At 65.3% G+C, this 12,591-nt stretch carries 13 protein-coding genes; 8 read left to right on the top strand and 5 right to left on the bottom strand.

Going from position 1 to position 12,591, the window contains the following annotated elements:
- Positions 1–114 precede the first annotated feature (114 nt).
- Genes ntrC through dusB form a run of 3 tightly spaced genes read right to left on the bottom strand, consistent with a single transcriptional unit; the run spans position 115 to position 3,740 of the window.
- Positions 115–1,557, bottom strand: a complete 1,443-nt coding sequence (gene ntrC, locus Q2941_RS19990) for a nitrogen regulation protein NR(I) (RefSeq protein WP_458193504.1) — start codon at positions 1,555–1,557, stop codon at positions 115–117.
- 9 nt (positions 1,558–1,566) lie between these two features.
- Entirely contained in the window at positions 1,567–2,742 is a 1,176-nt protein-coding gene (locus Q2941_RS19995; protein ID WP_458193505.1) for a two-component system sensor histidine kinase NtrB, read from the bottom strand.
- The gene (gene dusB, locus Q2941_RS20000) at positions 2,739–3,740 is read right to left on the bottom strand and encodes a tRNA dihydrouridine synthase DusB (protein ID WP_084801452.1); all 1,002 of its coding nucleotides are present in this window, start codon (positions 3,738–3,740) and stop codon (positions 2,739–2,741) included. The genes Q2941_RS19995 and dusB overlap by 4 nt, the downstream gene beginning before the upstream one ends.
- Before the next feature lie 279 nt (positions 3,741–4,019).
- Here dusB and Q2941_RS20005 point away from each other — a divergent pair, with 279 nt between their 5' ends.
- From Q2941_RS20005 to Q2941_RS20040, 8 genes are all read left to right on the top strand, one after another.
- Entirely contained in the window at positions 4,020–5,201 is a 1,182-nt protein-coding gene (locus Q2941_RS20005) for a bifunctional 2-C-methyl-D-erythritol 4-phosphate cytidylyltransferase/2-C-methyl-D-erythritol 2,4-cyclodiphosphate synthase (RefSeq protein WP_027523259.1), read from the top strand.
- Positions 5,202–5,204: 3 nt separating this feature from the next.
- On the top strand, positions 5,205–5,807 hold the full coding sequence (locus Q2941_RS20010; RefSeq protein ID WP_254112393.1) for a CinA family protein: 603 nt from the start codon (positions 5,205–5,207) through the stop codon (positions 5,805–5,807).
- Between the two features lie 183 nt (positions 5,808–5,990).
- Positions 5,991–6,692, top strand: a complete 702-nt coding sequence (locus Q2941_RS20015) for a c-type cytochrome (RefSeq protein ID WP_027523257.1) — start codon at positions 5,991–5,993, stop codon at positions 6,690–6,692.
- A gap of 10 nt (positions 6,693–6,702) precedes the next feature.
- On the top strand, positions 6,703–7,956 hold the full coding sequence (locus Q2941_RS20020; RefSeq protein WP_027523256.1) for a cytochrome c: 1,254 nt from the start codon (positions 6,703–6,705) through the stop codon (positions 7,954–7,956).
- 8 nt (positions 7,957–7,964) lie between these two features.
- Positions 7,965–8,141: a hypothetical protein gene (locus Q2941_RS20025; protein ID WP_027523255.1), complete on the top strand. Its 177-nt coding sequence runs from the start codon at positions 7,965–7,967 to the stop codon at positions 8,139–8,141.
- Positions 8,138–8,704, top strand: a complete 567-nt coding sequence (locus Q2941_RS20030) for a cupredoxin domain-containing protein (protein WP_027523254.1) — start codon at positions 8,138–8,140, stop codon at positions 8,702–8,704. Before Q2941_RS20025 ends, Q2941_RS20030 begins: the two co-directional genes overlap by 4 nt.
- Positions 8,691–10,313, top strand: a complete 1,623-nt coding sequence (locus Q2941_RS20035) for a b(o/a)3-type cytochrome-c oxidase subunit 1 (protein ID WP_027523253.1) — start codon at positions 8,691–8,693, stop codon at positions 10,311–10,313. The genes Q2941_RS20030 and Q2941_RS20035 overlap by 14 nt, the downstream gene beginning before the upstream one ends.
- On the top strand, positions 10,313–11,128 hold the full coding sequence (locus Q2941_RS20040) for a c-type cytochrome (RefSeq protein WP_458193506.1): 816 nt from the start codon (positions 10,313–10,315) through the stop codon (positions 11,126–11,128). Before Q2941_RS20035 ends, Q2941_RS20040 begins: the two co-directional genes overlap by 1 nt.
- Here the strand turns inward: Q2941_RS20040 and Q2941_RS20045 are convergent, their stop codons facing one another.
- Both Q2941_RS20045 and lipA read right to left on the bottom strand, forming a co-directional pair.
- The gene (locus Q2941_RS20045) at positions 11,129–11,599 is read right to left on the bottom strand and encodes a type II toxin-antitoxin system RatA family toxin (protein ID WP_027523251.1); all 471 of its coding nucleotides are present in this window, start codon (positions 11,597–11,599) and stop codon (positions 11,129–11,131) included. It abuts the gene before it with no gap.
- Positions 11,600–11,605: 6 nt separating this feature from the next.
- Complete coding sequence (gene lipA, locus Q2941_RS20050; protein WP_458193507.1) at positions 11,606–12,562, bottom strand: lipoyl synthase; 957 nt, start codon at positions 12,560–12,562, stop codon at positions 11,606–11,608.
- Positions 12,563–12,591 lie beyond the last annotated feature (29 nt).

Genomic DNA, 12,591 nt, shown 5'->3' on the forward strand with positions numbered 1-12,591 from the left:
GCCATTCCGGAGCGATGCGAAGCAGCGAACCCCAATGCGCAATTGCGCATTGGGGAATCTCGAGATTCCGGGCTCGGTCCTGTCGGACCGCCCCGGAATGACCGTCGATGAGGACTAGCCTCCGCTCCGATAGACCTGGATGTCGAGATCCCGGATCTTCTTGCGCAGCGTGTTGCGATTCAGACCGAGCAGGTCCGCGGCCCGAATCTGGTTGCCGCGGGTGGCGGCAAGGGCTGCGGTGAGCAGCGGGATCTCGATCTCCTTGAGAATGCGGTGATAGAGGCCGGGCGGCGGCATGCCGTTGGGAAAACCCTGGAAGTGCGTGGATAGATACGCCTCCACGGCCCCGCCGAGATTGTCGACGCCCTGCTGGACGGCGGCACCCGGGCTGACCGAGGGCGGCGCGAGCTCGCCGTCAATGACGGAGCCCGTGATCACATCCTGCGGATAGAGAGCAGCGAGGCGCCGCGCGAGGTTTTCGAGCTCGCGCACGTTGCCGGGCCAACGGTGCTGCTTCATCCGCTCCAGTGCCAGCGCATCTAACTTCTTCGGCGGCAGGCCGTCCTTTTCGGCGAGTGCAAAGAAGTGACGCACGAGATCCGGCAGGTCCTCGATGCGCTCGCGCAGCGGCGGCAGACGCAGCGGCACGACGTTGAGGCGGAAGAACAGGTCCTCGCGGAACAGTCCCTGCTGGATCAGGACGCGCAGGTCCTTGTTGGAGGCCGCGACGATGCGCACGTCGGTCTTGATCGGGGTGCGGCCGCCGACGGTGGTGTATTCGCCCTGCTGGAGCACGCGCAACAGGCGCGTCTGTGCTTCCATCGGCATGTCGCCGATCTCGTCCAGGAACAGCGTGCCGCCCTCGGCCTGCTCGAAGCGACCGGAGGCACGGGTGTTGGCGCCGGTGAACGCGCCGCGCTCATGTCCGAACAGCTCGGATTCAATGAGGTCGCGCGGGATCGCCGCCATGTTGACGGCGACGAACGGACCGTTGCGGCGCTTGCCGTAGTCGTGCAGCGCGCGCGCCACCAGCTCCTTGCCGGTGCCGGACTCGCCCGTGATCATCACGGTGAGGTCGGTCTGCATGAGACGCGCGAGCACGCGGTAGATTTCCTGCATTGCCGGCGAGCGGCCGACCAGCGGGATCGCTTCCATCTCCGCATCTTCGTCCGGGCTCGATGTCCGCTCCTTCGGCTCGGCCAGCGCCCGGCCGACGATCGCGATCAGCTCCTTCAGGTCGAAGGGTTTCGGCAGATATTCGTAAGCCCCGCGCTCGGAGGCCCGGATCGCCGTCATGAACGTGTTCTGCGCGCTCATCACGATGACCGGCAGGTTCGGCCGCATCTTCTTGATGCGCGGCAGCAGGTCGAAGGCGTTTTCATCCGGCATCACCACGTCGGTGATCACGAGATCGCCCTCGCCCTGGCTGACCCAGCGCCACAGCGTGGCGGCGTTGCCGGTCAGCCTGACTTCGTACCCTGCCCGGGACAGAGCCTGATTAAGAACCGTGCGGATGGCGGTATCGTCATCAGCAACGAGAATGCTACCTGCGGGCATATTCAATCCTCATTTTGCCCCCTGTGACGCAGGCGACGGCTTCCCGGCAGAGTCGGCGCGACTGCTTTGATCGGCGTGTTTGATGGAGGTCGAGTACATCGGCATCAGCACGCGGAAGGTGGTCTTGCGCGGCTGAGACTCGCATTCGATGATGCCACCGTGATCTCCGACGATTTTTGCGACCAGCGCCAAGCCGAGACCGCTGCCGGTCTGCTTGGTGGTCACGAAGGGATCGAACAGGTTGGGCAGAAGATCATCGGGCACGCCCGGTCCGTTGTCCTTGACGCAGAATTCGAGCGGCAGGGATACCCGGGATTTTTGACCGGGCACTGACAGGCGCACGCCGGGACGAAAGGCGGTGGTGAGCTGGATCTCGGCGTCGGGCACGTCGATCAGGGCCTCAGCGGCGTTCTTCACCAGATTGAGGAACACCTGGATGAGCTGGTCCTGGTTCGCGAGCACCGGCGGCAGCGAGGGATCGTAGTCCTCGATGAAGCGGATGTTGCGGGCAAAGCCGGATTGCGCGAGGCGCTTCACGTGGTCGAGCACGGAATGGATGTTGACCGGACCGCGCACGACGGGCCGTTCGTCGCCGAACACTTCCATGCGGTCGACCAGCGTGACGATGCGGTCGGCCTCGTCGCAGATCAGCCGCGTCAGCATGCGGTCTTCCGAGGAGGCCTGCTGCTCGAGGAGCTGGGCGGCACCGCGGATGCCGGAGAGCGGGTTCTTGATCTCATGCGCGAGCATCGCGGCGAGCGCGATCACCGAGCGTGCGGCGCTGCGATGAGTGAGCTGGCGGTCCATCTTGTCGGCGATGGTGCGCTCCTGGAGCATCACCACGATGTAGCCGGGCCGCTCGGTGAGCGGGGCGACATGCAGATCGACCTGGCGGTCGCCTCCCATCCGCGGCGTGCCCAGATCGACCTTGTATTCGTTGATCGGTGAGTTCGACGAGCGCACCTGGTCGATCAATGCGAGGAGCGGGCTGCCGAACGGTACCAGCTCCTTGAGCGACTGGCGCTTCAGGAACTGGGTCGAAATCTCGAAGAACGCTTCCGTCGCGATATTGGCGTCGATGATCTTGCCGTCCGGCCCGATCAGCAGCACTGGATTGGGCAGTGCGTCGAGGATTGCATCGCCGTTTGACGGCATTGGCCGACGATGTTCAGCGGCTGAGCTCATGCAGCAGCGCTCCATGCGAAGTCGTCGAAGGCATCTTGCAGCGAGAGATGAACGGCCCGCGGATCCTCGGATGTGAGGATGTTCTGGCGCCACGCCTTCAGCTTCTCGGCCGGCGCGCGGCTGAGATGCGCGGCGACGTCGAGCGCCCAGCCGAGATGCTTGCGCGCATGCCTGAGGCCGATGCGCAAGCCATAGAGATCGCAGACGCCCTCATAGAGCGTGCGGGCATAATGGAGTTGCTCGGTCAGCGAGGGCGCGGCCTCCTCCGCCCCGCCCTGGAGGCGCCGGCCGATCTGGCCGGGCAGCCAGGGCTGGCCTTGCGCGCCGCGGCCGATCATGACGGCGTCGGCGCCGGAAGCCCCCAGCGCAGCCACGGCCTTTTCGAATGAGGTGACGTCGCCGTTGACCACCAGCGGAACGGAAATCGCCGCGCGGACATCGCGCACGGCATCCCAATCGGCCTCGCCCTTGTAGAACTGGCAGCGGGTGCGGCCGTGCACGGTGATCAGCCTGACGCCGGCGGCCTCCGCCCGCCGCGCCAGTTCCGGCGCATTGCGGGTGCGGTCGTCCCAGCCGAGGCGCATCTTCAGCGTGACCGGAACCTTCACAGCCGCGATCGTCGCCTCGATCAGGCGCAAGGCATGGTCGAGGTCGCGCATCAGCGCTGAGCCGGACTGTCCGCCGGTGACGTGGCGGGCCGGACAGCCCATGTTGATGTCGATGATGTCGGCGCCTTCCGCTTCCGCGATCCGGGCGCCCTCCGCCATCCAGTGGGCCTCGCAGCCGGCAAGCTGCACCACATGCGGGCCGAGGCCAGTCGCCTCGCAACGCAACCGGGACATTCTATGGCCATTGGCGAGCTCGTCGCTGGCGGTCATTTCGGACACAACGAGACCTGCCCCAAGCTCCGCAGCCAGACGCCGGAAGGGGGAATCGGTCACCCCCGACATGGGCGCCAGGAAGACCGGGTTGGCGACATCAATATCGCCTATTTTCAATGGCTTAGCGCCTAATCCTACCGGGCCGGTCACGGACGTCTCGTCTCAAAGGCGGCGCCTCATCGCGCCTGCCATGACCTATCTTGCGCACAATTCTTGTGCAGTCAAGCGTCATGCCTACAGTTTAGACAGTTCTTGCAATCTTTCAAGTGCAGTGCAGCAAAAAGCTGTTACCGACAATCCGGCAATCACCGGTGTTCTTCCGCGGTGACCGTGCTAGAGGCATGCCAAAATCAGCCCTCTTCCCGATCATCACTACCAATTGAGTATTTAAGCGCTATGGCGAAATCAGAGCGGACCGCAGTTGTTCTCGTGGCGGCCGGGCGCGGGCTTCGCGCAGGTGCTGGCGGACCGAAGCAATACCGCGCGATCGGCGGCGTGCCGGTGATCTTTCGCGCCATGGAGTCCTTTAGCAATCACCCCGACGTCGCGCTGGTGCAGCCGGTCTTGAACCCAGATGACAGCGCCATGTTCACGGCTGCGGTCCAAGGCCTGCGCCACGAGCCCCCGACCAGCGGTGGCGCGACGCGCCAGGCCTCCGTGCTCGCCGGCCTTGAGGCGCTCGCCCCGCACAAGCCGGATCTCGTCCTGATCCACGATGCAGCGCGCCCCTTCGTCTCGCAGGCCCTGATCTCCCGCGCGATCGAAGCCGCCAGCCGCCACAGTGCCGCGATCCCCGCGATCGCTGTCAACGACACCGTCAAGCTGGTCGGCGCGGCCGGGCAGATCGAGGCAACGCCGGACCGCGCGCGCTTGCGGATCGCGCAGACGCCGCAATCCTTTCGTTTCGATGTCATCCTCGACGCGCATCGTCGCGCGGCGAAGGACGGACGCACTGATTTCACAGATGACGCGGCGATCGCCGAATGGGCGGGATTGACGGTCGCAACCTTTGAAGGCGATGTTGCAAACATGAAGCTCACTACCCCCGAAGACTTCGTCCGCGAGGAAGCGCGCCTCGCCAGCCAGCTCGGCGACATCAGGACCGGGACCGGCTACGACGTGCATGCCTTCGGTGAAGGCGACCACGTCATGATCTGCGGCGTCCGCGTGCCGCACAGCAAGGGCTTCCTGGCCCACTCCGACGGCGATGTCGGCCTGCATGCGCTGGTCGATGCCATCCTCGGCGCGCTCGCCGACGGCGACATCGGTTCGCACTTCCCGCCGAGCGATCCCAAGTGGAAGGGCGCCTCCTCCGACCAGTTCCTGAAATACGCCATCGAGCGCGTTACGCAGCGCGGGGGCCGCGTCGCCAATCTCGAGGTGACGCTGATCTGCGAGCGGCCGAAGATCGGTCCCTTGCGCGACACCATGCGCGCGCGGATCGCAGAAATCTCCGGCGTCGACATCTCGCGCGTCGCGGTGAAGGCCACGACCAGCGAGCGGCTCGGTTTCACCGGCCGCGAGGAAGGCATCGCGGCGACCGCGAGCGCCACCATCCGCCTTCCCTGGAGCGTCTAGGCCATGGGCGGCAGCGACGCACGCGCCCTCTCCCGCTCGCTGCTCGATCTGTGCCGGATGCGCAAGCTGACGATCGCGACCGCCGAGTCCTGCACCGGCGGCCTCGTCGCCGGCGCGCTGACGGACATTCCAGGTTCCTCCGACGTCATCGACCGCGGCTTCGTCACCTATTCCAATGACGCCAAGCGCGCGATGCTCGGCGTCGAGGCGAGCACGCTGTTGAATTTCGGCGCTGTCAGCAAGGAGACCGCGACCGCGATGGCGGTCGGTGCGCTGGAGCGCGCCGGCGTCGATCTTGCGGTCGCCATCACCGGCATCGCCGGCCCCGGCGGCGCGACGCCCGGCAAGCCGGTCGGGCTCGTCCACTTTGCCGCCGCCGCGCGCGATGGCCGCATCATCCATCGCGAGCACCGATTTGGCGCGATCGGCCGCACCGCCGTACGGCTACGCTCGGTCGTCGAGGCTCTGCGCATGCTGATGGACCTCGCCCGCGGCCCGCAAGCCGCCGCAAAGCCGCGCCGCGAAGCCGCCAGCCGCCTGCGTCCGCGGGTGGCGCGCTCGCCGCGCCGTGGCGCGGTCAAGCGGCGCAGGCCGCCACGGGGTTGATGGCGATCTTCCGATCAAATCTCGATCGACTTTTGTCAAAAGCGCTCGCGCCTCGTACGCTAGACGCGCGCCGCAACATCGCTGTCACGGTCCAGCTTGCGCCTGCCCACATAACCGCAATAATGGCGCTCTAAAGTTGCGCGTCGGGAATCAACCCGACGCCACATTCGGGAGGGCGGCAACGTGTTCTCTCGCTGCGCGGTCTCAATCGTCCTGTACTTGGCCGCTTGCGATTTTGCGACCGCTCAAGCGGCTAATCAGCCGCCCGACACGATGGCGGCGCGCGTCGAGGCCTGTACGCCCTGCCACGGTAACAAGGGCGAAGGCACCAGCGACGTCTATTTCCCGCGGCTTGCGGGCAAGCCGGCCGGCTATCTCTACAACCAGCTTCTTGCGTTCAAGAGTGGCCGGCGGAAGTACCCGCCGATGAACTATCTGCTGGAATTCCTCACCGATCCCTACCTCCAGCAGATGGCGGACTACTTCGCCGATCAGCATCCAGCGCTGCCGCCCGTCGCAGCCACCGATGCCAGCCAGGAGGTTCTCCAGCGCGGTCAGTCACTGGTGACGCGCGGCGATCCCCAGCGCCAGATACCGGCGTGCGGCAGCTGCCATGGCCCAGCCTTGACCGGCATGGAGCCGGGAATTCCGGGCCTGCTCGGGTTGCGTCCGAACTACATCAGCGCTCAACTCGGAGCATGGCGGTATGGCACCCGCACTGCGAAGGCGCCGGACTGCATGCAGCAGGTGGCCGCCCGCCTCACAGAGGAGGACGTCACGGCCGTCGCGGCATGGCTGGCGAACCACCCGGCGCCAGTGAATGCCGCTCCGGCGCCGAAGGGCACCTACGTGCTGCCCTTCGCCTGCGGTAGCGAACCGGATTGAGGAGACGAGGATGCCATCGCGTTCACGAATCCTGGCCGCTCTGCTGTTGTCGGTCTTCGTCGGATCTGCCCAGGCGCAGCAGAAGGCCAGCCCGCCCAGCGACAACATCGTGGCACGCGGCGAGTATCTGGCGCGCGCCGGCGACTGCATCGCCTGCCACACGGCACCCGAGGGCCGCACTTTCGCCGGCGGGCGCGCCATGCCGACGCCTTTCGGCACGTTGTACTCGTCGAACATCACGCCGGATCGGGAGACCGGTATCGGCAAATGGACCGCGGAGGACTTTTACAAAGCAATGCACACCGGCCGCTTTCCGGATGGCGGGTTGATGTATCCGGCGATGCCGTTCGCCTCGTACACAAAAGTCACGCGGGCCGATAGCGAGGCGATCTTCGCGTATTTGAAGTCGATCCCGCCCGTGAACCAGAGGAACCGGGAACACGACCTTCGCTTCCCCTATTCCAATCGCCAGCTCATTCTCGGCTGGCGCACGCTGTTCTTCAACGAGGGCGAATTCAAGCCCGATCCGACCAAGTCCGCCGAGTGGAATCGCGGTGCCTATCTGGTCGAGGGTCTCGGCCATTGCGGCATGTGCCATTCGCCGATCAACGCGCTCGGCGGCACCTCGCAGTCGGACGCCTTCAAGGGCGGGCTGATTCCGATGCAGAACTGGTACGCGCCCTCGCTCACGTCCAACCGCGAGGCCGGGCTCGGCGACTGGAGCATCAAGGACATCACCGACCTGCTCCAGACCGGCGTCTCGGCCCGCGGCGTGGTCTATGGTCCCATGGCCGAGGTCGTGCACAACAGCCTGCAATATCTCAGCGACGAGGACACCAGGGCGATGGCGGTCTACCTGAAGGGCATCTCGGAGCCCTCACCTCCGCCGCCGGCGAGCTCGGCGCTGCCGACGACCGAAAGCAGCTTGCTCATCAGCCTCGGCAAGACCGTCTATGACAAGAACTGTGCGAGCTGTCACGGCGCGCAGGGCGAAGGCAAGCCGCCACACTGGCCGCCGCTCGCCAACAATCAGTCGATCGAAATGCAATCGGCAGTCAATCCGATCCGCATGGTGCTCAACGGCGGCTATCCGCCCGGCACTGAGGGCAATCCAATGCCCTATGGCATGCCGCCCTTTGCCGGCTTGCTCTCGGACAACGAGATCGCCGCCGTCGTCTCTTATATCCGCACGGCCTGGGGCAATCGCGGCACGCCGGTGTCGGCGCGCGAGGCCAACGAGCTGCGCTCCGCTCCCCTCAATTGAGACGCGCCATGATCAACTCTGATCCACCGACCAGCTCTGCCGCCGCCGACCAGGCTGTCGACGAGGTCGTCGCGCGAGGGCCGTCCGGCGCAATCGCGCTCGCCGGCATTGCAACCGCCTGCGTGGTCATGATGTGGTTCGCTTTCTATCTCTTCGTCTTCCTGCCGCGCGGGGCGCTGCAATGAGCGCACAGGACACGGGACATCAGGGCGCCGAGATTGCGCGGCGCACCGAGCGGCGATGGGCGACCCTCTCTGTCATCATTATCGTCGCGATGGCGGTGATCGCGGCGATTGCCGGCATCCATCGCGCCACCATGCCGCAGGCGCGCGTCGAGACCACTGATCCGTCGCGGCTGCATCTTTCAGGAGAATTCGTCGAAAGCAATCTCGGCAGCGTGCTGGAGTCCAATGGCGCGGTGACGGTGCGCGCGATCGGCCAGCAATATTCCTTCACGCCCGCCTGCCTGCTGGTGCCGGCCGAGACGCCGATCACGTTGCGCGCCACCAGCGCCGACGTGGTCCACGGTATCCTGATCCAGGGTACCAACATCAACACCATGCTGGTGCCGGGCTACGTCTCCGAGCAACTCATGCGCTTTGAGCGGACCGGCGACTATCTGATGCCCTGCCAGGAGTTTTGCAGCTTCGGTCATGAAGGCATGTGGGGCAAGGTCAGGGTGATCGACAAGGCGAAGTTCGCGGAGCTTGCAAAGAGCAGCGGGAGGCTGAGCTGTGTTGGCCAATAGGAAGCTGGTCCTCGCCCATTTCTGGCTGGCTTTCGCCGTGTTCGGCGTGGCGCTCACGCTCGGCGCCTGGCAGATGTTCATCCGCAGCCCGCTCGGGACCTGGCTTTCCAATCCCGAGCTCTACTACCGCTCGCTGACTGCGCACGGCACAGTCATGGGCTACGTCTTCCCGACCCTGGTCGCGATGGGATTTGGCTATGCGATCAGCGAGTCCGCGCTGGAGCAGCGCCTGGTCGGCGTACGCTGGGCCTGGGCCGGATTCTGGCTGATCGTCGGCGGCAGCATCATGGCGATGATCCCGGTCGCGCTCGGCCGCGCCTCCGTGCTCTACACCTTCTATCCGCCGCTGATCGGCAGCCCCTTCTACTACGTCGGCGTCGTGCTGGTCGTCGTCGGGTCCTGGATCTGGGTCGCGCTGATGTCGATCAATCTGCGTGTCTGGAAAGGGGCCAATCCCGGCAAGCCGGTGCCGCTGGCGATGTTCGCCAATGTCGCGGGCTCCTATCTCTGGGCCTGGACCGCGGTTGGCGCCGCGCTCGAGCTATTGCTCCAGATCATCCCCGTCGCGGTCGGCCTGAAGGCCACGATCGACGCCGGTCTTGCCCGCGTGTTCTTCTCCTGGACGCTGCACGCCATCGTCTATTTCTGGCTGGTGCCGACCTACATCGCCTATTACGCCATCGTGCCCCGCGCGATCGGCGGCCGCGTCTACTCCGACACCATGGCGCGGATCGCCTTCATTCTGTTCCTGGTGGTGGCAATGCCGATCGGCATGCACCATACATTCGGCGATCCGCAGGTCGGCGCCGGCTTCAAGTTCGTCCATTCCGCGTTCACCGCGCTGGTCGCGCTGCCGACGCTTCTGACCGTCTTCACGATCTGCGCCTCCGTCGAGATTGCAGCGCGCCTGCGCGGTGGTCACGGCCTGTTCGGCTGGATGCGGGCGCTGCCGTGGGACAATCCGATGATGCTGGCGCTCGCCTTCTCCTTCGTGATGCTCGGTTTCGGCGGCGCCGGTGGCCTGATCAACATGAGCTATCAGCTCGACAGCTCGATCCACAACACGCAATGGATCACCGGCCACTTCCACCTGATCTTCGGCGGCGCCATCGTGATCATGTATTTCGCGATAGCCTATGATTTGTGGCCGCATCTCACGGGCCGTGAGTTCGTCGATCTCCGCCTCATCCGTACCCAGCTCTGGCTGTGGTTCATCGGCATGATCATCACCACCTTCCCGTGGCACTGGGTCGGCATCCTGGGCATGCCGCGCCGCATGGCCTATTTCGATTTCGCCGATCCCGCGATCGCGCCCCAGGCGCTCTCGGTTACGTTCTCTGCCATCGGCGGCTTCACCCTGCTGACATCAGGCATTCTCTTCCTGGTCATTCTGGCGCGCGGCATGCGCTCGCCTGCGGTCGAGGCCGGCGCGTATCGCTTCAGCCTCGCGGTGCATCAGCCAGCGACCGTTCCGCTAGCGCTCAACACGCACGCGCTGTGGGTGGCGCTGATGATCGGGCTCACCATCACCAACTATGGCTACCCGATCCTGACGCTGGCACTGACCGAAGGCACGTCGGTGCCGGCCGTGTATGTGGGAGCGCAGTGATGAGTGCGCGCGACCTTTTCACCCTCACCAACCGCCATTTCAAGACGAGCATCGGTATCACCGCTGCAATCTTCGTTGTAACGGCGATTGTCGGCTTCATCGTGCTGCCGTTCGCGCAGCCCTGGGTTCAGTTCGCCAATGTCTGGGATGCGATCTGCAGCGCAGCCGGCGTGCCGCAACGCTCCGCGGCGGCTGCTGCGCAGGCGCAGGACAAACGCCTGTCGGAGGTCGTGCTGACCTCGCACACGCTGTCACGTCCGAACCAGGAAGCGATCGGACGCGGCGCCACGCTCGCACAGCGCTGCGCGATCTGCCACGGTCCGACCGGCATCAGCCGAGCGGATTCGCCCAATCTTGCCGGCCAATATGCCGCCGTCATCTACAAGGAGCTGCACGACTTCCGTTCCGGCGCGCGCACCAACGCGGTGATGTCGCCGTTTGCGACCGGCCTGACCGATCAGGAAATGGGCGACCTCGCCCTTTACTACGCCTTTCTGCCGCGGCTGCCGGCCTATCATCCGACACCGCAACTGCCGAAGCCCAACATCGTGATCTACGGCGCGCCCATGCGGGGGATCGCACCCTGCGGCTCCTGCCATGGCAGCCTCGACAACAAGGTCGGCAGCCCTTGGCTCGAAGGCCAATCGGAGGCCTATATGAAGGCCCAGCTACGGGCGTTCGCCGGTGGCGATCGGCGCAACGACATCAGCCAGCAGATGCGCAACATCGCGCGCGCGATGACGCCGCAGGAGATCGACGAGGCTGCCGCCTACTACGCGTCGCAACCGCCTGACATCGTCAAGGCGGTAGATTGATCAGGACGATGCGATCTTCCGCCGGCCGTAGATCGCGTCTGCCCGCTTCTCGAACGCGGCGGAGAAGCGTGCAAAGGCGGCGTCGAACATCGAGCCCATCAGCATCGCGAGCATGCGGCTCCTGAACTCGTAGGACAGAAAGAAGCCGACGTCGCAGACCCCCTCGCCCTTCGGCTCGAAGGTCCAGCGGTTTTCGAGCTTGCTGAAGGGCCCCTGCAGGTACTCGACCATGATCTTCAGATTGGCGCGATCAAGCGTCACACGGCTGGTGAAGGATTCCTTGACCAGCTTGAACGACACCGTCATGTCGGCAACCAGCACCTCGGTGCCATCGGGTTTTGCAACCCGCTGGCGCACCTTCAGCGCGCTGCACAGCGGCACGAATTCCGGGTAGCGCTCGACATCGGCGACCAGATCGAACATCTCTGGCGCGCTATGGTTGACGCGGTGCTTGCTCGAAACTCGGTGCATATGACGTCAGCGGGCGTGAGCCGCCCGCGCTGCCTTCAGTCTCGCGAAATCGTCACCTGCGTGATGCGACGAACGGGTCAACGGGCTCGCCGACACCATCAGGAACCCCTTGGTGTAGGCGACCTTTTCATATGAGCCGAACTCATCCGGCGGCACGTAGCGCATCACGGCGTGGTGCTTGCGGGTCGGCTGGAGATACTGGCCGATGGTCAGGAAGTCGACCTCGGCGGAGCGCAGATCGTCCATCACCTGGAGCACCTCGTGGCGCTCCTCGCCCAGGCCGACCATGATGCCGGACTTGGTGAAGATGGTGGGGTCGATCTCCTTCACCCGCTGCAACAGCCGGATCGAATGGAAATAACGCGCGCCGGGCCTCACCGTCAGGTAACGCGACGGCACGGTTTCGAGATTGTGGTTGAAGACGTCGGGCTTGGCCGCTGCCACCACCTCGAGCGCCCCCTCCTTGCGCAGGAAGTCGGGCGTCAGGACCTCGATCGTGGTCGAGGGACAGGCGGCGCGGATCGCGCGGATCGTCTTGGCAAAATGCTCGGCACCGCCATCGGCGAGATCGTCGCGGTCGACCGAGGTGATCACGACATGGGCGAGCCCCAGCTTGGCGGTGGCCTCGGCTACATGCTCCGGCTCGGCGGCGTCGAGCGCGTTGGGCAGGCCCGTCTTGACGTTACAGAAGGCGCACGCGCGGGTGCAGGTGTCGCCCATGATCATGAAGGTGGCGTGCTTCTTGTCCCAGCACTCGCCGATGTTCGGGCAGCCCGCCTCCTCGCACACGGTATGCAGGCCGTTGGCCCGCACGATGTTGCGGGTGTCGGCATAGCCGCGGGTGTTCGGCGCGCGCACGCGGATCCAGTCCGGCTTCGGCGGCGAAGCGGCATCGGGCCGGTTCACTTTCTCCGGGTGACGCGGGCGCGGCGGGTTGGTGATGGTGTCGACAATAACGACCATGGGGTATCCGGTCTGTTCAGGTCCTACCT

The sequence above is a fragment of the Bradyrhizobium sp. UFLA05-153 genome (genome assembly GCF_054185185.1).